At 35.5% G+C, this 21,765-nt stretch carries 20 protein-coding genes; 18 read left to right on the forward strand and 2 right to left on the reverse strand.

Features of this window, described 5'->3' with window-relative positions; all coding sequences use genetic code 11:
- Positions 1-4: 4 nt before the first annotated feature.
- Together HW423_RS01155 and HW423_RS01160 are read right to left on the reverse strand one after the other, a co-directional pair.
- Positions 5-784, reverse strand: a complete 780-nt coding sequence (locus HW423_RS01155) for an ABC transporter permease (protein ID WP_218930121.1) — start codon at positions 782-784, stop codon at positions 5-7.
- A complete protein-coding gene (locus tag HW423_RS01160; RefSeq protein WP_218930122.1) occupies positions 777-1,616 on the reverse strand; it encodes an ABC transporter permease in 840 nt (279 codons plus the stop codon). Before HW423_RS01160 ends, HW423_RS01155 begins: the two co-directional genes overlap by 8 nt.
- 328 nt (positions 1,617-1,944) lie before the next feature.
- On the opposite strand from HW423_RS01160, the gene HW423_RS01165 reads away from it, so the two are divergent.
- The 18 genes from HW423_RS01165 to malX all read left to right on the forward strand — a co-directional run bounded on the left by HW423_RS01165 (position 1,945) and on the right by malX (position 21,756).
- The gene (locus HW423_RS01165; protein ID WP_218930123.1) at positions 1,945-2,526 is read left to right on the forward strand and encodes a TetR/AcrR family transcriptional regulator; all 582 of its coding nucleotides are present in this window, start codon (positions 1,945-1,947) and stop codon (positions 2,524-2,526) included.
- Positions 2,527-2,595: 69 nt separating this feature from the next.
- Positions 2,596-3,588 carry an NADP-dependent oxidoreductase gene (locus HW423_RS01170; protein ID WP_218930124.1) on the forward strand — a complete coding sequence of 331 codons (993 nt, stop codon included), beginning with the start codon at positions 2,596-2,598 and terminating at the stop codon, positions 3,586-3,588.
- A 245-nt stretch (positions 3,589-3,833) separates the two neighbouring features.
- Positions 3,834-4,808: a LacI family DNA-binding transcriptional regulator gene (locus HW423_RS01175; RefSeq protein WP_218930125.1), complete on the forward strand. Its 975-nt coding sequence runs from the start codon at positions 3,834-3,836 to the stop codon at positions 4,806-4,808.
- 12 nt (positions 4,809-4,820) lie between these two features.
- Positions 4,821-5,900: an ABC transporter ATP-binding protein gene (locus HW423_RS01180; protein WP_218930126.1), complete on the forward strand. Its 1,080-nt coding sequence runs from the start codon at positions 4,821-4,823 to the stop codon at positions 5,898-5,900.
- A 19-nt stretch (positions 5,901-5,919) separates the two neighbouring features.
- A complete protein-coding gene (locus tag HW423_RS01185) occupies positions 5,920-7,284 on the forward strand; it encodes an ABC transporter substrate-binding protein (protein WP_218930127.1) in 1,365 nt (454 codons plus the stop codon).
- A gap of 19 nt (positions 7,285-7,303) precedes the next feature.
- Positions 7,304-8,200, forward strand: coding sequence for a carbohydrate ABC transporter permease (locus tag HW423_RS01190; protein WP_218930128.1), 897 nt, complete (start codon positions 7,304-7,306; stop codon positions 8,198-8,200).
- On the forward strand, positions 8,200-9,108 hold the full coding sequence (locus HW423_RS01195) for a carbohydrate ABC transporter permease (RefSeq protein WP_218930129.1): 909 nt from the start codon (positions 8,200-8,202) through the stop codon (positions 9,106-9,108). Before HW423_RS01190 ends, HW423_RS01195 begins: the two co-directional genes overlap by 1 nt.
- Positions 9,109-9,163: 55 nt before the next feature.
- The gene (locus HW423_RS01200; RefSeq protein ID WP_218930130.1) at positions 9,164-10,459 is read left to right on the forward strand and encodes a CehA/McbA family metallohydrolase; all 1,296 of its coding nucleotides are present in this window, start codon (positions 9,164-9,166) and stop codon (positions 10,457-10,459) included.
- An 11-nt stretch (positions 10,460-10,470) separates the two neighbouring features.
- Positions 10,471-11,598: a PTS fructose transporter subunit IIC gene (locus tag HW423_RS01205; protein ID WP_218930131.1), complete on the forward strand. Its 1,128-nt coding sequence runs from the start codon at positions 10,471-10,473 to the stop codon at positions 11,596-11,598.
- A 317-nt stretch (positions 11,599-11,915) separates the two neighbouring features.
- Positions 11,916-12,206, forward strand: a complete 291-nt coding sequence (locus HW423_RS11475) for a hypothetical protein (RefSeq protein WP_218930178.1) — start codon at positions 11,916-11,918, stop codon at positions 12,204-12,206.
- A gap of 210 nt (positions 12,207-12,416) precedes the next feature.
- Positions 12,417-13,148, forward strand: coding sequence for a MurR/RpiR family transcriptional regulator (locus HW423_RS01215; RefSeq protein WP_218930132.1), 732 nt, complete (start codon positions 12,417-12,419; stop codon positions 13,146-13,148).
- A gap of 113 nt (positions 13,149-13,261) precedes the next feature.
- Positions 13,262-14,878, forward strand: a complete 1,617-nt coding sequence (locus HW423_RS01220) for a PTS transporter subunit EIIC (RefSeq protein WP_235956198.1) — start codon at positions 13,262-13,264, stop codon at positions 14,876-14,878.
- A gap of 26 nt (positions 14,879-14,904) precedes the next feature.
- A complete protein-coding gene (locus HW423_RS01225) occupies positions 14,905-16,230 on the forward strand; it encodes a 6-phospho-alpha-glucosidase (RefSeq protein ID WP_218930133.1) in 1,326 nt (441 codons plus the stop codon).
- Positions 16,231-16,240: 10 nt separating this feature from the next.
- Positions 16,241-17,134 (forward strand): NADP-dependent phosphogluconate dehydrogenase, encoded by an 894-nt coding sequence (locus HW423_RS01230; protein WP_218930134.1) that lies wholly within the window; start codon positions 16,241-16,243, stop codon positions 17,132-17,134.
- Positions 17,131-18,480, forward strand: coding sequence for an FGGY family carbohydrate kinase (locus HW423_RS01235; protein ID WP_218930135.1), 1,350 nt, complete (start codon positions 17,131-17,133; stop codon positions 18,478-18,480). Before HW423_RS01230 ends, HW423_RS01235 begins: the two co-directional genes overlap by 4 nt.
- Before the next feature lie 400 nt (positions 18,481-18,880).
- Positions 18,881-19,072: a hypothetical protein gene (locus HW423_RS11480; protein WP_218930136.1), complete on the forward strand. Its 192-nt coding sequence runs from the start codon at positions 18,881-18,883 to the stop codon at positions 19,070-19,072.
- Positions 19,073-19,309: 237 nt separating this feature from the next.
- Complete coding sequence (locus HW423_RS01245; RefSeq protein WP_218930137.1) at positions 19,310-20,074, forward strand: MurR/RpiR family transcriptional regulator; 765 nt, start codon at positions 19,310-19,312, stop codon at positions 20,072-20,074.
- Between the two features lie 119 nt (positions 20,075-20,193).
- Positions 20,194-21,756: a maltose/glucose-specific PTS transporter subunit IIBC gene (malX, locus tag HW423_RS01250; protein WP_218930138.1), complete on the forward strand. Its 1,563-nt coding sequence runs from the start codon at positions 20,194-20,196 to the stop codon at positions 21,754-21,756.
- Positions 21,757-21,765: the final 9 nt, after the last annotated feature.

Here is a 21,765-nt window from a genome sequence, read left to right on the forward strand (position 1 = left end):
CTTATTAAGATATTGAAGCGAGACCTAAAGTCTTCTCAATAATAATCATTAAGATAATTGTCAGTAGCATTAACAGAACAGATAATGCCGAAACCGTTGGATCATAGTTATATTCGATATAACCCATTAAGTTCGTAGGTAAGGCTGTAAAGCCCGGACCCGTTAAAAATTGTGACACCGGTATGTTGTTGAATGAATTAATAAAGGCCAACATAAAAGCAGCGTAAATACCTGAAGTAATATTAGGTAAAACGATCTTAAAGAAGGCTTCCAAACGTGTACAACCTAAAGTCCAACTTGCTTCTTCAAGGGACATATCCAATTGTTCTAAACTTGAGCCCACGACACGAATAATGTAAGGCAAGCTAATTAAGAAATGTCCTAAAAGCAAACCAATGAAAATTGGAATTTGCATCCGAATCACAATAAATTGGAAAAGCGCAAAACCAACCACAACACCAGGAATAATCGTTGGGGACAGGAAGAAACTCTTCAGCCCCTGACGACCTGGAAAGTTAAAGCGAGATAAGGCATAAGCTGCCGGAACTCCAATCAATAAAGCAAAGATTGTTGCTAAGAAAGAAATTCGTAAACTTAACCAGAAACTCGAAAGGAACCCACCAGTTCTAAAGACATTGGCGTACCAATCTAAGGTAAAACCTTCAATCGGGAACTGAATCGTCGGATTCTCACCGAAAGAAGTGACGATAATAATGAATAATGGGATAAATAGGAATAAAAAGACTGGAATGACGAAAAGTTTCAAACCAAATTGTTTACGCATTTAAATCACCTCCTCGTCGGTCAACTAGATTTGCGAGACCATTGAATAGGCTCATTACTAGCATTGTTGTCACAATCATAATTAAGGCAATCACTCCAGCACTTTGCCAGTTGCCTAAAGACATTGCTTGTTGGTATAGAAACGTCGACATCATCATGTTTTGGTTACCACCAAGTAATTGTGGTGTGGTATAAGCCGTGAATGACCCAGTGAAAACTAAGATACTTCCAACAATGACCCCAGGAATACTTAAAGGCCAAATCACTTTCACAAAAGCGACTAAGGGATTCGCACCAAGCGTTTCAGCGGCTTCAATCATTTCGCTATCAATATTCTCCAAGATTCCCACTAAAGTAGTAATCATTAATGGTAGGAAAAGATAAACTGAACCAATCACAATGGCGAATTCTGTATATAACATCTTTAAAGGTTCTGAGATGATCCCAGTACTTAATAGAAATTGATTAATAATACCATTGGTACCTAAGATATTAATCCAAGCAAAGCTTCGTACGACTGAGTTTGTCAGTAATGGGAATAAAACCAGGCCCATTAAAAGCGAGCGCCAGCGTTTACTTGTTTTTGAGATATAGTAAGCCGTTGGTAGACCTAGAATAATCGTTAGGACCGTCACAATAAGCGATAACTTAATCGTTCGCCATAAGATACTCAAGTTAAAGCTGCTTGAGAAGAAATTCGTGTACGACTCAAACGTAAAGGCCCCATCAAAGAACGTCGGCCAAATGATTGAAAGTAAAGGCAATACTAAAAATACAACTAAAAGGATTAATCCCGGAGTGATAATAACGTACGGGATTTGTTTAGAAGACAAATATAATTCCTCCTTGATTAAAATAAAAATTAACTACTAATGGATTATAACTAGTCTCATAGAATACTCAATAGATTAACGAATAATGAGAAAGAAATAATTAGCGAACGTTCGTGTTTTGGCGCAAAAATATCGAAAAATTTAGTAAATGCACAGATAAAGGTGTGAAACCGCGGACATTATCACAAATTCATTGAATGTAATACCAATGACGTATGTCGTTAAGAGGCCTTCAGCTTTACTTTAGTTTGTAAACAGTTTAAACTCATATTAGAATGAGCGTTCTAAAATCTATTAGAAAATAACACTATAAGGAGAAGGAGATACTGTGGCTAGAAATAAAGAATTTGAAGAAAAAGTAGTACTTAAAAAAGCAATGGATCTTTTTTGGGGGCAAGGTTATGAAAAAACCTCATTACAAGATTTAGTCAATCAGATGGGCATACACCGAAGAAGTATCTATGATACGTTTGGGAATAAATATGAGTTATTTTTAGCTAGCCTTGAATATTATGAATCCTTTGTACACCAAAAATTCACTGAAATCATTGTGATTGCCCCAACGACAAAAGATGCCATCAGAAATATCTTTCGGTATGTCTTAAATTCCATGGAATTAAATGATTCTCCCGTTGGTTGTCTCGCAGTGAATACGACGACAGAACTTTCTTCGATCGATTCTGATATAAAGAAAATTGTCACAGAGATGTTTAGAGACAGTGAACGGATGTTTGAAGAATTACTGGAAAAAGGACGTCTTAATGGAGAATTCAAGGAGGATATAAATCCACAGCTGACTGCACAATATCTTCATAATAATCTTGTTGGCTTTAGAGTATTAGTTAAGGCAGATTACTCGAAAGCAGAATTTGAAAGAATGCTCGATCTAGTATTAAAAGTGCTAGATTAGGTTTCTATTTTTAATATTCTAGAACGACCGCTCTAAAAACAAATAACAATAATAAAGGAGCGTTATAAAATGAAAGCATTCGCTATAGAAGCATATAATCAAGACCCTAAATTCATTGACCAAACAAAGCCCCAAATCAATGACGAAGAGGTTTTCATCGAAATTCACGCCGCAAGTATTAATCCCTTAGATAGTAAGATCCGAAAGGGTGAGTTAAAAGCACTATTAGAATACGATATGCCACTCGTGTTGGGTAATGACTTCAGTGGTACCGTTGTGGAAAAAGGGAAGAACGTCACGAAATTTAATATTGGAGATGAAGTTTACGGTAAACCACGTTCAGAAAAGATGGGGACATTCACAGAATACATTGCACTAAATGAAGCAGAAATTGCTTTAAAACCAACGAACTTAAGTTTTGAAGAAGCAGCTGGTATTCCTTTAGTAGGCCTAACATCTTATCAAGTATTTAACGATATTTTGAATTTAAACAAAGACGACAAAATTCTCATCCATGCAGGCTCCGGTGGTGTCGGAACGTTCGCGATCCAATTAGCCAAAGCAATGGGGGCCTATGTCGCAACGACGTCCAGTGATGGCATTGATCTAGCCAAATCAATGGGAGCCGATCAAGTGATTAATTATAAGACAGAGAATTTTGATGATATCATTCAAGACTTTGATGCGGTCTTAGACACTATTGGCGGGGATACGTTAGAAAAATCTTTCAAGTCCGTGAAAAAAGGTGGAGACATTATATCCATCGCAGGACCACCTAATGAAGCTTTTGCTGAAAAAATGGGCTTTGGTTTCGTGAAGAGAAAAATATTTTCTACTATTAGCCGTAAAGTAACTAACTTAGAAAAAGAATATGGTGTCGATTATATGTTCTACTTTATGGAACATAACGGTAAGCAATTAGAAACCCTTACTAAATTATTAGAAGAAGGTACCGTGAAATCAGTCATCGACCGAGTATATCCTTTCGAAGAAGCAGAAGACGCACTAAACTATTCCGAGACAGGCAAAGCAAAAGGGAAAATTATACTTAAAATGAAATAAGTTGTTGCAGCGTTTGTAGAGACAAAAAATTAAGAGCCCCCAACCAAATCTATTGAGTTTGGTTGGGGGTTGTTTGACTTGTCTGTCGTAATATTAAATTACAAAATAATCATCTTTACAATAAAAACTGTGAAATTTACATACTCTTTACAATTTAAAACTCAAATTTACATAAAAATTACATCATATTTACAATCCTTTGTTAATATAAATCTGTTGAGAAAACCGGTTTTCTGAGGTGAGATATGGCAAATATAAATGATGTAGCAAAGCTGGCTGGAGTATCCAAAAGCACGGTATCACACGTGTTTAATAATACAAAGTATACCAGCGAGGAAGTAACTCAACGTGTTCTTGAAGCAGCGGAAAAAATAAATTATAAAAGCAATTATTATGCAAAAACACTTGCGACAAACAAGTCACAAGTCATTGGAATTCAACTTGATTCTCCAACTGGATCAATGAATATGTTCCAACAAAAAGTAACGAATGGGATATTAAAAGTTTGCTCAGATGAAGGGTATTACTTGCTGTTGATGCCAAATACAGCAAAGGAAAAAGAGTATTTTCCGATTGATGGATTAATCCAAATGAACCCAACATTAACTGATTTAGAAATAGTGGATACCCCTCATATTTGGCTGGGGAGACCTAATTATTTTATTATTGAAACTTCATATTTCGTAGATAATGACAACGAAAAAGTAATGGAAAGATTAATGGATTTATTACTCCCTAATATTAAAGAATGTGTTCTGTTTATGAATGCACCGGAAGATATGACCGTTTCTAGGGATAGAGAACAAGGATTTTCTAAAGCAATTATAAACAATAAAGAATTTGATATTCAAACACTTCATGTTAATTATCAAAGAGGATTAAGTCCGGCTACATTTGCATATGAGACTTTATCAGAATTATGGAAAGAAAATAATATTGACACAATCATTGTAGATAATGATTTTATGGCACAAGGGGTGTATAAATTTGCAATGGATAATCAGTTAAGTATTCCAGAGGAATTGTCTATTATTGCAGTTTCAGAGAGTCTAGAATCCAGTGAGTTCTTTACTCCTCCTTTGTCATATGTAGATTTAAAAGAAGAGGAATTGGGAGAGAAGATAGCTGCCAATCTAATTAAAAAAATAAATAATCAAGATATTTCCAAAAGAGAAATAGTAAAAAGTGAGATTAAAATTAAAGGTTCATTGAGAGAGTGAAGGGAGAGGTATATGGCTTACTTAGAATTTAAAAACATATCAAAAGTCTACTTTGATAATCGGGACACAGAAAACTATGCAGTGAGACAAGCAAATTTCACAGTAGAGGAAGGCGAATTAGTTGTATTTGTTGGACCCTCTGGTTGTGGTAAATCAACTTTATTACGAATGATAGCAGGCTTAGAAGATATTAGTGAAGGCGAAATAATATTAGACGAGAGAGTTATTAATGAGGTGGAAGTTAGTAAACGAGCAATTGCAATGGTCTTTCAAGACTATGCACTTTATCCGCATATGAGTGTGGGAGATAACTTGGGTTTCGGATTAGAGAATTCCAAAATGAAAAAAAACGATATTGAAGAAAAAATTGATCAATCTTTAAATGTATTAGAATTAGGGGATTTAAAAGAACGATTACCAAAACAATTGTCTGGTGGACAACGTCAGCGTGTTGCACTTGGACGAGCTTTAGTAAAGAACCCAAAATTATTCCTTCTTGATGAGCCTTTATCGAATTTAGATGCCCGTTTACGTGTGCAAACCCGTAAATTGATATCTGATTTGCATAATAAATTACAAGCGACAATGATTTATGTGACACATGATCAAATTGAAGCAATGACCTTAGGTGACAAGATTGTTGTAATGAACAGAGGAGTTATTCAACAAATTGGAACACCTGAAGAAATATATCGAGAGCCTAAAAATACCTTTGTAGCAAATTTTATCGGAACTCCTTCAATGAATTTAATGAAGAGTAATTTTAATGAATCTGGAAGTATTGAATTAGGGAATGCAGAAATACAATTACCTAATAACGTACTAGAAAGGGCTAATGACTATTTTGGAAAGGAGGTGATAGTTGGGATTCGACCTGAAGAAATTGAATTGAGTATTGATCAAGCAGGGCTAAAACCTGCGCTTATCGAGTATTTAGGTTCTGAAAATTTACTATATTTTGACACACCACAAGGTGAATTAATTGTAAAAGTACATAAATCGTCAAAACTTCAAAGTGATAATAATTATCAATTAAAATTTAATCCAGAAAAATTATATATATTTGACAAACAAAATGGCTCGAGAATTTAATATAAAAGGAGAAATAATAATGAATTTACTTAAAAAATCAGGAATTGTTTTATCTTTAATCGGTGCTCTATTCACACCATTTCATGTTTCTGCTCAAGATAATGGCACAGTTGACATATTAACAAACGTAACAGGTGGTAAAGACGACGCAGATATGGAAGCTTTTGTTGCTGAATTGGAAGAGTTGACTGGTCTGACTATTAATATGGAAAAACCTGCGAATGACTATGGAACGGTTATGTTACAAAAATTAGCAAATGGCGGAGAAGGATTAGACTTAGTTTACTTCGGTCAGGATTCTATGGCTGACTTAGTTGAGCAAGAGGGAATCATGGATATTACAGAATACGTTGAAGGTTCTGAAATACTTTCTGATCCTAATATCATTCCTATAGAAGAATGGGAAAATATTGCTCTAGATGGACAAATATATGCTGGTTTCAATAAAAAAGAAGTACATCGTTTACCAAATATTAACCAAGGCTTGTTAAATGAGTACGATATTCAACCATTACAAGAAGAAACTTTAGATGAATATTATAATTTATTTACGGAAATGAAAGAAAAAATAGATATTCAAGGATTTTATCCAATTAATATTGTTTTAAGTGATCTAAATGATGTACAACCTTGGTTCGCAAGTCAAGGATTGAAAACTGGTATTGTTGTAGATGAAAATGGAAATAAAACTGTACCTATCGTATCTGATGAATCGGCTCCTGTTTGGGAATGGTTAAGAACATTATACGAAGAAGAATTATTAGATCCAGCTAGTTTAACAGATACCACTGCTGAATTAAGAAACAAATTCCAGTCAAGTCAAACTGGATTAGTAGTTGATTGGGCAGCATGGACTGGTTTATACAATGCTAATGCTGGTGATGATTACCCAGACAATTTTGAAGCAGTACCTTTTGGTGGAACGACTACTCCAGATGGAGAGTATATGCTGCACCGTGGAGCTGGCTCATTATGGGGTGTACCTACAACTTCAGACAATGTTGAAGGTGCAATGAAAGTTCTTGAAACTTTCGCCACTCAAGAAGGTGGAATCTTACTATCATTAGGTTCTGAAGGATATGACTATAACCTTGAAAACGGTGAGTATGTCCTTACGGAACAAGGTGAATTACATGCTAAGGACCACGGTGCACCATTCCCAATTTCATCGCAATTTGAAGCACCATTAGAACATAATCCTGGTGTAGATGAAGCAATGGAATTTTTAGAATTTGCATCAACTGAAACATATTTACCAGAATCTCCTGAATATTTAGAAATCGTTGGACAAGGTGCGATTGCAATTGTATCTGGTGAGATTAGTGTTGAAGAGGGATTAGCACAAATGCAAGCTAATCTACAAGACGCTGGTATTATTGATTAAGAAATGAGATGGGTGTGTTATGAAGAAAAAGAAGAATACATGGAAAAATATTAAAAAATATCGTTTTATCTATATTATCCTTCTGCCAATCTTATTATATTTCATTGTTTTTTCATACACACCACTCATTATGGGGATTGTCCAAAGTTTTAATGATGTAAAACTATCGGGCAACAGTGTGTTTGTTGGATTGGAAAATTATCAAGAAGTCTTAAATGATTCGAAATTTATTCAATCTATCTGGAATGCCTTAATTATTGGTTTAGGAAAGTGGATTTTAATATTTATTGGTGGTGTGGCTATTGCTATTGGTATTAATGAGTTAACGACAAAATGGCAAAAGACTACTGTTCAAACTTCTACTTACATTCCATATTTACTATCATGGACAATCGTGGGTGGTATTTGGATATTTATTCTCAGTCCAAACGGACTATTAAATGGAATATTAGGATTTTTTGGACAAGAATCGCCAATTCTATTTATATCAAACCAGAAATATGGTAGATGGATTATGATTTTAACAGGTGTTTGGAAAGATCTTGGCTATTATGCTGTCTTGTTCTTAACAAGTATCGTAGCAACTAATCCAAATATATTTGAAGCAGCTCAAATAGATGGAGCTCCTCGAATGAAACAAATTCGACGCCTAGTGTTACCAGAAATGGTTTCTACAATGAAAACTGTTTTAGTTCTAAGTATTATGGGATTATTTACTAATTTTGATCAGATATTTGTTATGGCAAACCCTGCTGTGATTGAAAAAACTAGATCGCCAATATTATACATATATGAGAATGGGATTCAGGCATTTGATGTTGGAATTGCGACAGCAGCCTCAGTAATTGTATTATTATTAACTGGGGTAGTAACGTTAGGGCTAAGATACATATTATACAGAAGGGATGAATCATAATGAAATTACCAGCGCTTTTTAGTCCCTCTAAGTTGAGTAAAAAACAACCAAAGAGTAATAGAAATCAATTAACACCAACATTAAAATTTCTGAATATCATTATGTTAATCATTTTAATGCTATCTATGATCGTTCCATTTTTAAATGTTTTATCAATTGCGTTTTCAAGCCGACAAGCTTCAATGTCACCTGGGATATCTATTTTTCCTAAAGAATTTTCTACGGAAGGTTTTTCTTATATATGGCAACGTGCTAAGTTATGGAGTCCTTTTTTAAATTCTCTTTTCGTATCAGTGGTAGGAGCTGCTTTACAGACATTTCTGTCAGCAATTACAGCGTATATTTTAATGAAAAAAGATTTACCATTTAGGCGACTAATTATCAGTTTTATTATGATTACTATGATGATACCAGGTGAATTAACTTTAGTATCAATTTATACTTTGAATAAGAATTTAAATTTACTAAATACTTATTCAGGACTTATCATTAATGGATTAGTATCAGGATTGAGTATCATATTATTAAATAATTATTTTGAATCCGTACCAAGGAGTTTATCGGAAGCTGCATTAATTGATAATACAGGGGAATTCAAAATATTTACTCGTATTTATTTACCACTATCCAAGCCGGGTATAGCCACTGTTAGCTTTATAGCATTTGTTTCCAAGTGGAATAGTTTAATGATACCAGTCACTATCATAACAGACCAAGATAAGTATACATTACCGATGGTTTTACGTAATTTAGTTTTTAATAGTTCATCGGTGTCAGGAAGTGAGTTCGTTCCACCTAATGCAATTATGGCAGCTATAGTTATATCAACAATACCCTTATTGATTGCATATATATTTGCACAAAGATACTTAGTAAGTGGAACAATCATAGGCTCAGTTAAAGGTTAAGGTATTTGACACCACACTCTATGTGAGTGTGGTGTTTTCATAAAGAGGAGATAGAATGGAAAATAAAGTAATCAGGTTACAAAAACAGCAAGAAGGAAAATATATACCATTAGAAATTCAAGTCGAAGATATTGAGAAATTAGAAATTCATTACAGTTATAATCGTTATAAAGAGATAGTCGAAGATAATCAGATTTCTGTAAAAGAAAATGCAGTCATAGATTTCTCAATAATCGGTCCTAATGAGCAATTTCTTGGCTCATCTGGCTCAGATCGAGAATATTTATTTTTCTCTGAATTGGAAAGTTCTATCGGGTTTGAAAAGTTAAAACAAATGGCAGGTGTTTGGACTATACTAATTGGAGCTTATAAAATTCCAGATGGTGGTATCGATGTGACATATGAATTTAAAACAACTGAAAAAAGACATCGTTGGTTCAAAGGAGATACACATATGCACACGCAAGCATCTGATGGGCAACTCACTAGCCAAACATTAGTAAATGTAGCAAAAGACATGAAACTGGATTTTATTATTCTAACAGATCATAATAATTACCATCCAGAAGCAAGCTATCTCTCTGATTCTCAGCTTACTGTGATACCAGGAGTAGAGTGGACACAATATAATGGTCATGGGAATTTTATTAATATTGATGCGCCTCTGTCATCTTCTTTTGTGACAACATCCGATGAAGAATTAAGAGAAATGATTAATAAAGGAAATGATATAGGAGCCCTCTTTGTCATAAATCATCCATTCTGTTCAAATGTTCCTTGGAAATGGACAATGGAATTGAATTATGATGCGGTTGAAATTATTAATGGGGGTTCAGATCCACGTGCAAATCTGAAAGCAATTGAGTGGTGGCACCAAAAATTAGTGAATGGTAATCAAGTGCCGGTCATTGGTGGAAGTGACTTTCATCGATTCGATCAGTTTCATTCTCTCGGCTCACCCACTACGCATATATTTTCTAAATCAAAGAGTCGAAGTGATATTTTAAAAGCGATAAAAGAAGGTGCAGTTTATATTACTAATAATGTGAACGGACCAAAGATTGATATGAGAGCAAGTGATGGGAGTTATATGGGTCAAACTACACATTCTGGTGAAGATATTTCAATCACTATTCATAACTTGAATAAAGGAAATATTGTTAAAGTGATTGATGATAAAGAAACAAAAATTACTAGAATCACAGAGAATATAAAAGAACTTCAAATGAATAAGACAACAAAAAATAGAAAATTTATAAGAATAGAAATTTGGGATGGCGAGAGTATTGTTTCTCTTAAGGGAATTGAAGGAAATCTTCTGCTTGTATCCAACCCGATTTATATTCAATAAATCGAGGAGTGGTGGATATAGAAGCTCAAAAAAATAAAGGGTTCTTGAATCTGTTAATGGCGGGATTAACTTATATGATTCCAATAACGATTACTTCTGGATTTATAATCGCTATAGCCAGTGCAATGGCTTTTCAACAAAGTCCTGTCAATCCCGAAGTAGTTATTTGGCAATTTCCCAAGACAGCTTGGGGAGAGTTATTTTCAAAATTATATCAAGTTGGTCAATTAGGGTTTACTTTAATGATTCCTGTATTTGCAGCTGGGATTGCTTATTCTATAAGTGGAGTGATGGCAATTGCGCCTGCATTACTGGGTGGTTATATAATTAATGACCCAAGTATATTAGATACAGAATCAGGAGCAGGCTTTATTGGTGCAATTATTATTGGCTTTGGAGTAGGTTGTTTGGTTAAGTATTTGAATCAAATTCAATGGCCAAATTATGTTGAGTCAACAGTCCATATGATATTCATTCCTTTTTTTACAACAGTAGTAACATTTATAATTAGTTACTTTATCATTGGCAAACCGCTATCTTTTGGGATGAGTGAACTATACCAATTCATAAACGATATTACTGAGAAAAATGCATCAGCTCCAATTATCTATGGAGCAATTTTAGGTGGAATGATTGGTTTTGATTTAGGTGGTCCTATAAATAAGACGGCATCTCTAGTATCTTCAGCCATATTTATCGATACTATGGCAAGTAATGGACCTTTGGGTGTAAATGGAGTTCCACAAGCTGCAACTGGAGCGGCAATTGCTGTTGCTCCGATAGGTATTGCTTTAGCGACTATAATATTTAAAAATCAATTTACAAAACAAGAAAGGATTACTGGTTTTTCCACACTTATGATGGGATTTATGGGAGTTTCAGAAGGTGCACTTCCATATATAGGTACTCATCCATGGTTTATTATCTCTAACACACTTACATCTGCTTTGACTGGAGGAATCATCGCTTCTCAAAATATTCATTTCTATGGAGGGATTGGTTCTCCTTTAGGGGCAGTTGTCGGCTATATGGCTGGTGGATCTTCACCAAGAACAATTTGGATTGCAACAATTTTTGGCTCAGCTTTAGTGAACGCTTTGATAATTGGATTTATTAAAAAGTATCTAGATAGAAGGTAATTTAAGAATTGATAGTTTAATAAAGTAAATAACTCTCAACCAAATCCGGCGAGTTTGATTGGGGGTTCTTTGTTAATCTATGTCGCTTTCCAGGTCATCAGCCATTCTTTCTCTGAGTCTCTTCATCCAAACTCTCCTCAATAAATTGAAAGCCATAACGTTTATAAAAGTGAATCGACTGCGTATTACGTGAATAAACAGAAAGTGTCAATGATTTGTTTTGGCTTTAAAAAAGTCAACAACTGGTGATTTTGGGACTGTTAATTTAACGACGTCTATCTGTCAATTGGAACTTGGTGAACCAGTATTGACTGAACATGTTGCTATCAAATGGCTCGCAATATGATCCAAACTTAATTATTAATCAACTTGAGAAAAAAGAATTTTTGTTGAATTATTTACAGGATGAGACTGAGAAATGTGTATCATTCATTTTCTCAAACTTAGTGATTGTAAAGTTCGTCAAATTAAATATTATTGGTGCGCTCGACTTGCCAATGGGTGTTGTGTTCCATGAAGGGTCAACCATCTTAGTTATTTTAAACGGCTTACGATTATTGGCGGAGTGGGATGCGGAAGAATTAGTAGAGATAGAAAACCACAGCTGATAAACTGTGGTTTTTTTATAGGTACTTATGGTTAACTTACCTTGTAAAATAAAATAAAACGGATTAATGCCAATAATAAGAATATTTTTCTCAAAATACCTGTAAATTAATATCAAAGTAACTTTTGGTGCAGTAACTAATTAGATGTATAATAAAGACAGATGAAATGAACGGAATCATAAACTACTACATTTTAGAAAGGATACCATATTGAAACATAATTATTATACAACGAACAAAAAATTTACCGATATTGAAAATACTGTCCTGAAGTATATCGACAATAATCAGACTTTGTTAAAAGATTTGACGATTCAAAAGTTAGCGGACGAGACGTTTACTTCTAAGTCGACAATTTTTCGATTAGCTAAGAAGCTTGGATTCGATGGATTTACAGATATGATTTATCACTTGAGTCGTCAGCAAGTTAAGACGGTGGACGGCGAAGTGGATACTTATATTGGTGACTTATCAACGAGTATTCAGAAGATATTTATACAAAATGAAAAAAATTTACTAGATTTTGTCGAGCGGACAAAAAAAGATGACCGTTCACTTTACATTATTGGAACAGGATATTCAGGGATTATCGGAGAGTATTTATATAAGAAAATACTTGGGCAAGGCGAGTTGGTTTATTACTCTAATGGGGCGGATACAAATGCTTTATTTCTCAATAATTTACATCGTATTTCAGATATTATATGTGTTTCAAAAAGTGGCGAAACAGATCTCGTGAATACTAAAGCTGAGATTGCGAAAGAGAAAGGTATAGGTGTTATTTCATTTACCCACTCCAGTGATAATTCACTCGCAAAGCTATCAGATATTGCTTTTACGATTGATGACAATCAGTTTTTGGATCGAAATAATATTAACTCCACCCAATTTTATTCGATGTTATTACTCTATTTAGAGTATCTTATTGAAAAGTCTTTCTAAATTATAGAAAAACTTTTCTTTTTTTTGGAAAAAATTCCTAAGAAGCCCTTCCCTATGTTAATGAAAGCGTTTTGATGGTAGTGTATATTTACAAACAAAAAGGAGGTTCATGTATGAACAAAGGGCAAAGTATAATGGATGTCATGCAACGTTTTTCAAAAGCAATGTTCATCCCCGTCTTGATTCTACCGATAGCTGGTTTGTTGATTGCGATTGGGAATATCTTTACGAATCCAAATTTACTAGAGGTGGTACCATTTCTAGATAATCCATACACCGTCGGATTTGGAACGATTATATCCGGATCATTAGTAACAATTCTACAGAATTTAGGTATCATATTCTGTGTCGGAATTGCGGTTGGTTTAGCTGATAATAAAAAAGGTGAAGCTGGTTTCACTGCAATGTTAGCATTTTTAGTTTTCATTAACGCTATGAACAAATTTATGGAACTTAACGGAACATTAGCTGATCCAGAAGCTTTAAGAGGAACTGGTCAGAGTGTCGTTCTAGGGGTTCAAGTTTTAGACATGGGTGTATTCGCTGGGATCCTACTTGGTGTCATCATCGCATATGTATTCAACAAGTATGCAGATATTGAATTCAATAATGCTTTTAATATTTATGGTGGAACACGTTTTGCATTTATAATTTTAATTCCTGTCGTGGTTATTTTTGCGATTGTGATGACTTACATCTGGCCGTTCTTCCAAAGTGGTATTAATTCACTTGGTGGGTGGATTCAACATGCGGGTAACTTTGGTCTGTTCGTATATGGTGCTCTTGAAAGATTACTTATCCCAACAGGCTTACATCACTTAGTTTATACACCATTCTTATATTCATCACTTGGTGGGACTGAAGTAATTGGGGAAGCTGTATTCGAGGGGTCTCGTAATATTTATTATGCTGAGATGGTTGAACCGTCAATACGTCAATTATCTGAAAGTGTTATCTGGGACGCGCGTGGTATTTCGAAGATGTTTGGTCTAATCGGAGCGTGTCTGGCAATGTACGTTACAGCAGATCCAGATAAGAAACAACGTGCGAAAGCTATTCTTATTCCGGCAGCCTTTACTTCATTTATTGCTGGAGTTACTGAACCAATTGAATTTTCATTCATGTTTATCGCACCCATTTTATATGTTGTGCATGCGGCTTTAAGTGGCTTAAGTATGGTTGTATTAAACATATTCAATGTCCGTTCAATTGGTCCTAATGGTTTTATTGATTTCTTATTAATGAACGTACCTTTGGGAATTGAAAAAACGGGCTGGCCAATGTATATCTTGGTTGGACTTGTGTTCTTTGTCATCTACTTTGTTGTCTTTAGACTCTTAATTAAAATGATGGACTTGAAGACAATCGGACGTGAGACTGAGGGAGCAGAGACAAGATTATATTCAAAAAAAGATTATTTAGATAAGCAAACGAACCTTAGCCATGAAGATGACGTAGATGTCGCTACTCAAGAACGTGGAAGCATCGGAGTTACTGTGGTTGAGTTGTTAGGTGGAAAAGATAATATCGAATCAGTCACGAATTGTTATTCAAGACTTCGAACGGTATTAAAAGATCCTGAACTTGTTGATGAAGCTGGGTTGAAGAATGAAACTCAAGCGAGTGGAGTTGTTGTCAAAGGGAACAATGTACAAGTAGTTTACGGGGTTCAAGTTGGATCAATTAGAAAATCAGTTGATGAAGTATTAGGCTTCAGTTCAAAAGATTAGTCATTAGGAAAGGACGTCATTAAATTATGAAGAAATTCTCAGTTGTTATTGCAGGAGGCGGAAGTACATTTACGCCAGGTATTGTTAAAATGTTACTTGAAAATATCGACCGCTTCCCCTTAGAAAGATTGTATCTATATGATAATGATGAAGCGCGTCAAGCGATTTTAGGTGAAGCGATTGATATTATGTTAAAAGAAGAAGCACCAGATATTGATTTCGCTTATACGACAGATCCAGAGAAAGCTTTCACCGGTATGGATTTCTGTATGGCACACATTCGAGTAGGGAAATATGCAATGCGTGAACAAGATGAAAAAATACCGTTAAAGCATGACTTAATCGGGCAAGAAACATGTGGACCGGGTGGAATGGCTTACGGTATGCGAAGTATTGGTGGCATGATTGAATTAATCGACCTAATGGAAGAATATGCACCAGATTGCTGGATGTTAAACTACTCCAACCCAGCATCAATCGTAGCAGAAGCGTGCCGCGTCTTAAAGCCGGAATCTAAAGTCTTAAATATTTGTGATATGCCAGTTGGTACGTTACGCCGTATGTCTCAAATCTTAGGCATGACACCAGACGAATTAGAAGTGGATTACTTTGGTTTAAACCACTTTGGTTGGTGGACATCAATCCGTGGAAAAGATGGAACGGATTACACAGAACAAGTTAAAGCCTATGTAAAAGAGAATGGATACTTGAACCAAGTAGAGATTGATACGCAACATACTGACCCAAGCTGGCAAGAGACACATAAAAAAGCACGTGATTTATTCGCTGTTGAGCCACGCTTCTTGCCAAATACATACTTACAATATTACCTGTTCCCAGATGAAATGGTTGAACATTCTAATCCAGAATTCACCCGTGCAAACGAAGTAATGGCTGGACGTGAAAAAGATGTCTTTGATACAGCAAAAGGAATTATTGCCGCTGGAACAGCTAAAGAAAATGGCTTCCATATTGATAGTCACGCATCTTTTATTGTGGATTTAGCGCGAGCGATCGCATTCAATACTCATGAGCGAATGATTATGATTGTTGAAAATAATGGGGCGATTGCCAACTTCCCAGATGATGTCATGGTTGAAGTTCCATGTATTATTGGTTCAAAAGGACCAGAGCCCTTAGCTCAAGGAAAGATTCCAATGTTCGAACAAGCGCTAATGTTCCAACAGGCTTCATCGGAAAAACTATTAGTTGAAGGGTTTATTGAAGGAAGTTATCAAAAAGTGTGGCAAGCTTATACATTATCTAGAACGATACCAAGTGCAACAAAAGCACGTGAAGTATTAGATGATTTAATTGTTGCCAATGGTGATTTCTGGCCAGAATTACACTAAGGTGGACTTTATGGAAATAACAATTATTGGATTAGGCAAGATGGGCTTATCGCTTGCTAAACAATTGAATAAGCAAGGTCAGACAATTAACGGATTCGATGTGAATCCGTTAATTTCTGACATTTATTCTGATGAACGTCTAAACTACTTAAGTAGTATCAATGACTTAAAAGCAGTTCAAGATACGAAAAATTTAGTATTTCTACTTCTACCAGCAGGTGGACCAACAAAAGCAACGATTTATGAACTGTCAAGTCTTCTGAAAAAAGATGATGTGATTATTGATTTTTCGAATTCATTCTATAAAGATTCGATTGATAATTTTGAAGCACTGCGTGATTTAGGCATTAAGTACTATGATTGTGGGCTATCGGGTGGTGTGGAAGGGGCACTGAATGGGGCTTGTATGATGTTAGGTGGCCAAGCTGAGACGGACCAAGCATTACTTGATTTATTAGCCTCACTTTGCGTACCAGGCGGCTTTGAATTTTACCCCCAACCAGGAAGTGGGCATTACTTAAAGATGGTTCATAACGGGATTGAATATGGCATGATGCAAGCGATCGCTGAAGGCTTAGAACTATTGCATAGTCAGAGTCACTATGACTTTGATTTAAGTCGTGTCACCAATAATTGGCGTTATGGATCAATTATCGAGTCAGCTTTAATGGATAATATTCATGAAGAGTTATCTAGAGATGAAGACTTAGCCCAATTTAATCAGAAAGTTCATGCATCTGGTGAAGCAAAATGGATGGTAAGTGAAGCCCTACAGGAGGAAGTTCCTACCCCTGTCATTTCTTTATCATTAATGAAGCGTAACGCGTCCTTGAAAGAGGTGCCCTTCTCAAACCAAGTGCTATCTGCCATGAGATTCAACTTTGGTGGGCATAAGGAATATTGAATAAATTCATTGCGAGTATCGATGTAGGAACTACGAATATCAAGATTAATTTATTTAATGCAACATATGAAGTCATCGATACAGTTAAAGCGCCTCACTTAACTATCTACAAAACGGACTCACTATTTGAGTTGGATTTGGAAGAAATTTGGGTGAATATTAGAGCTGGCTTGAAAGATTTGATATCGAGAAATGCCATTAGCAACTTGGAAATCATTCTGACAACTGCAATGCATAGTGTTCAATTAATCAATCAAGATGATACCCTCTTTGGGGCTTTGGTAACTTGGGCTGATACTCGCGGGGCTGAGATGATTAAACAGTTGAGTCCTGAAATATTATTAGAACAATATTACCGGACTGGAACGCCGATTCATAGCATGAATCCGTATTACAAATTATTGAGTATGTATCAAAAGGACAAGCGGGTTGGCTCATTAAAAGATATATTATTCCACCGATTGACAGGGGAATGGGTACTTGATGTAAGTAATGCCTCCAGCAGTGGATTGTTGAATTTGGCGGAGTTGACTTGGGATGATAGGTCGTTAAGTGAGATTGGCTTAGGTGTTAATCATCTTCCACGAATTGAAGCGGTTGACTATAATCGGCCAGCTTTACCTTCACTTTTTGATGCGGAGGTAACAGTTACGATTGGAACGTCGGATGGCATCTCATCGAATTACGTATTTAGTGACTTGGATGAACTGGCCGTATTATCGATTGGCACTAGCCATGCTGCGCGTGTCATTCACTCAGAGGCCCAATTAAACGATCAATACCAAAACTTTGCCTATAATATTAGGGAAAATAAATATTTACTTGGTTTACCCAGTAACAATGGAGCAGATGTTCTATCTTGGACCAACAAAGTCTTCAATAGTAGTTTTGAAGAGTTGGATGCAATTGCAGCCAAACGGCCACATACAGAAAGTATCTTTGTACCGTATTTAAACGGTGAGCGAGCACCTACTTGGGATGAGGCGGCAACAGGAAACTTACTGGCTTTAACACGCACAAGTTCGAGAGAATCTGTATTATTCTCGATTATTCTAGGAATGTTGTTTAATATTAAGCACAATGTGAGTATCTTGGAAGAACTTGCTGATTTTAACGCCATTGGTTTAGTGGGTGGAATTACAAAACTCGAAGCATTTCCACAATTAATTGCCGATATCTTAGGCTATAAATTATACATTCCACTGATAGAAAATGCAGAAACAATGGGAAGTATTGCAGCTGTTAAAGAGATAGAGTTACTCAGAGAATATCGGATTGTTGAACCGCAGTCTGACAAAGATTATGATGCGATGTTTAAGAAATATATGGAAAACGTATTGATTTAGTTGAGAGTTAGATTTGGCTTTGACTATCACATAAAACCCCCGAGACTCATGTTAATTTCGGGGGTTTTTTATGTGTTCAAGAATTTATATGATTACATGGTGCAGGTTGATAAATCCACAACACTTTCTTTATTCACAAGTCCATTAAGCTATCTATACTCTAAAAGTGACAAAGTGTCATTTTTGATTAAATCTTTTTCAATAATAATCATTTAATATCGAAAATACCTTATATGTCAGCTTTTTCAATCTATTTACAAAGGATGTTTATGATGCCACATGATACATTTTTTAATTTAATTTTGCCTAAGCGCCAACGAATTGAGTCGATCTTGTTGGAGACCTTCCATCATCAACCTTTAAGCCAAGTTAAAGTTTCGGACATTGTTGCCAAGATGGGATGTCGCTCGGGGCATTTTATAAACATTTTGTCGATATAGAAGATGCTAATAGTTATTTTTATTTAACGGTTCAGGTATATGATAATCACTATCAAACTTACGATGCTGTTGAACATCCAGAAACGAGAGAAGTTATTTTCGTTACGCCACACCCATGGACTGGATGGGAGCATGAGAATGCGGAGTGGTGATGAAATATATATTTTTAGAGGAACACCTACGAGTTGAGATAGCTTGTAGGTGTTTTTAGTTTAAAAATTTTTTATCATTATATAGTTACTATGGTCAATAGATTCGACAAAGCTGCCCGTCGCGCACCTTCGCCACGCCCCCCAAAAACTGACCATAACACTTCATCCCAACGGCTTCTTTGTTTTCATCATGTTATAATTGTAGTGAATAAAGTCAAAATATAAGGTGGATCAACAATGGATGAATTATTTTATAAACTAGAGAAACAAGCAGTGGATTTAAGTGATTTGGAGAAGGCTGTGTTTAAATTTTTGAAATCCAGTCCAGAAACCTTTGCGAATGAGACCATTCATCAAATATCTGAAATTATTTATGTATCAACCGCTACTATCTCGCGGACAGTGAAGAAGTTAGGTTTTCAAAACTTTCAGGAATTAAAGTTTACCATTCAACAGTATTCTCAAACTAATACTAAACAAAATAATAAATCGCTTGATGCGACAAACTATCAAACTTATGTGATTGATCAAATTGTTGAGGCGATGGCATTGTTAGATGATATTAAGTTGGAAACAATCCTTCAAACCATTAAAGAAGCATCGAATATTGAAATTTATAGTGTGGGGTCTAGCTTACCAATTGGGATTGATTTATCTAGGAAGATGCTTTCTTTAGGAAAGCCTGCCAACGCGCTCATCGATTGGGATGATTTGAATCGAAAGTCAAAGATTCAAACGGATTCGGAGTTAGCTATCTTAATTAGTCTAAGCGGTGAAACGAAGCATATCATTGATTTTGCTACGAATTTAAGAGACAGTGGTGTTCCAATGCTTGGTATTGTTGGGATTAAAGAATCTCGCTTAGAAGAGTTAGTTGATTATTGTATTTATGCCCCTTCTCGTATGAAATATCATAAAGATGCAGATATTAGTTCGCGAGTCGCTATTATTACAGTGCTTGAGTATTTAATGATTAAGTATAGTGAAATGTTAGAATATTAACGAATGTTCATACAATTTAATGTAACCACTTACAAAGGTTGAGAATGAGCACTTTTAGTGAATTGAATAAAGTATAATAACGACAAAGAAAGCGCTTTTATTTTTTAGGAGGTTATTATATGGAGAAGAGAAATAGACCGAGTTTTATGGAGTTTCTACAAGGTTTAGGTAGAACGTTTATGTTACCCGTTGCCTTATTATCATTCATGGGGTTACTATTAGGGATTGGGAGTGCCTTCTCAAGCACTTCAACAATCGAAGCAATGCCGTTTTTAGATAATGAGATTTTACAAATTATTTTACGCTTTTTATCAACGATTGGTGGTTTTGCTTTTAGCTATTTACCAGTTATGTTTGCAATGGCAATTCCTTTAGGACTTGCTCGTAGAGAAAAAGGGGTCGCAGCCTTTTCAGGTTTTGTTGGTTATACGGTGATGATATTAGCCATTAACTTTTACTTAACTGAGGCAGGAAGCCTTGCTGAAGCGAACGTATTAAGAGAAGCTGGCCAAGGGATGGTCTTCGGTATTCAAACACTTGAATTAGGAGTGCTTGGAGGAATTATTGTAGGTGTATTAGTTTACTACTTACACGAAAGATTCTACGATATTCAACTGCCAGATAGTTTTGCCTTTTTCTCAGGTGTAAGATTTGTTCCTATTATTACATCTTTAGTTCTATCAGTAGTTGGTTTAATCTTGCCTATTATTTGGCCATTCTTTGCTTTAATTATTCAAGGTATTGGTAACTTAATTCAACGTGCGGGTGCATTTGGACCGTTCTTGTTTGGTGCAGGGGAACGTTTATTATTACCTTTTGGTCTACATCACATTTTAGTAGCGATGATTCGCTTTACTGATGCAGGTGGTACAGAAGTTGTGAATGGTGAGACTGTTTCGGGTGCATTAAATATTTTCTTTGCGCAACTTAATTCAGGTGAAGCTATTTCAGGTGCAGCAACGGCTTTCTTATCTCAAGGGAAAATGCCGACATTTATCTTTGGACTTCCAGGTGCGGCATTTGCGATGTATCAAGTTGCTAGACCAGAGAATCGTGCTCGCATTAAAGGTCTTTTAATTTCAGGTGTTGTTGCTACTGCGGTGACAGGTATTACAGAACCGATTGAGTTTTTATTCTTATTCATCAGTCCTCTATTATGGATTTTCCATGTGATTATGACCGGAGCAGGCTTCTTAGTTATGAGTTTACTAGGCGTTTTAATTGGAAATACTGATGGTGGTATACTTGATTTCTTAATATTCGGAATTATGCAAGGATCTTACACGCGTTGGTGGTTAGTCCTAATTGTTGGTGCGATTTGGTTTGCAATTTATTATTGGGTGTTTAAATTTGTGATATTAAAACAAGATTTACCAACGCCAGGTCGAGCAGTTCAACAAGATGATACAGAATATTCAAAAGAAGAATTAAACTATTCCAAAGATACGAGCTTTGATGTGAAAGGTATTTTAGAAGCATTAGGTGGAGCTGAGAATATCGCTTCGCTGGATAATTGTGTAACACGATTACGACTAGTGCTTGAAGATGGTACGATTGTGGATGATGATCGACTAAAAGACTTAGGTGCCTTAGGTGTCATTCATTTAGATAAGCAAAATGTTCAAGTTGTGATTGGGACGAAGGTAACGAGTGTCCGCAATGAATTAGAATCGTATTTGTAAGGGGGTAGT

The organism is Ruoffia halotolerans (assembly GCF_014049385.1).
GTDB classification, from domain to species: Bacteria; Bacillota; Bacilli; order Lactobacillales; family Aerococcaceae; genus Ruoffia; species Ruoffia halotolerans.

Bases quoted from the DNA above. Each gene is read 5' to 3' on its own strand.
- HW423_RS01155 (WP_218930121.1), bottom strand. From the start codon at position 784: ATGCGTAAACAATTTGGTTTGAAACTTTTCGTCATTCCAGTCTTTTTA.
- HW423_RS01170 (WP_218930124.1), top strand. From the start codon at position 2,596: ATGAAAGCATTCGCTATAGAAGCATATAATCAAGACCCTAAATTCATT.
- HW423_RS01175 (WP_218930125.1), top strand. From the start codon at position 3,834: ATGGCAAATATAAATGATGTAGCAAAGCTGGCTGGAGTATCCAAAAGC.
- HW423_RS01180 (WP_218930126.1), top strand. From the start codon at position 4,821: ATGGCTTACTTAGAATTTAAAAACATATCAAAAGTCTACTTTGATAAT.
- HW423_RS01185 (WP_218930127.1), top strand. From the start codon at position 5,920: ATGAATTTACTTAAAAAATCAGGAATTGTTTTATCTTTAATCGGTGCT.
- HW423_RS01190 (WP_218930128.1), top strand. From the start codon at position 7,304: ATGAAGAAAAAGAAGAATACATGGAAAAATATTAAAAAATATCGTTTT.
- HW423_RS01195 (WP_218930129.1), top strand. From the start codon at position 8,200: ATGAAATTACCAGCGCTTTTTAGTCCCTCTAAGTTGAGTAAAAAACAA.
- HW423_RS01200 (WP_218930130.1), top strand. From the start codon at position 9,164: ATGGAAAATAAAGTAATCAGGTTACAAAAACAGCAAGAAGGAAAATAT.
- HW423_RS11475 (WP_218930178.1), top strand. From the start codon at position 11,916: ATGTTGCTATCAAATGGCTCGCAATATGATCCAAACTTAATTATTAAT.
- HW423_RS01220 (WP_235956198.1), top strand. From the start codon at position 13,262: ATGAACAAAGGGCAAAGTATAATGGATGTCATGCAACGTTTTTCAAAA.
- HW423_RS01225 (WP_218930133.1), top strand. From the start codon at position 14,905: ATGAAGAAATTCTCAGTTGTTATTGCAGGAGGCGGAAGTACATTTACG.
- HW423_RS01230 (WP_218930134.1), top strand. From the start codon at position 16,241: ATGGAAATAACAATTATTGGATTAGGCAAGATGGGCTTATCGCTTGCT.
- HW423_RS11480 (WP_218930136.1), top strand. From the start codon at position 18,881: ATGTCGCTCGGGGCATTTTATAAACATTTTGTCGATATAGAAGATGCT.
- HW423_RS01245 (WP_218930137.1), top strand. From the start codon at position 19,310: ATGGATGAATTATTTTATAAACTAGAGAAACAAGCAGTGGATTTAAGT.
- malX (WP_218930138.1), top strand. From the start codon at position 20,194: ATGGAGAAGAGAAATAGACCGAGTTTTATGGAGTTTCTACAAGGTTTA.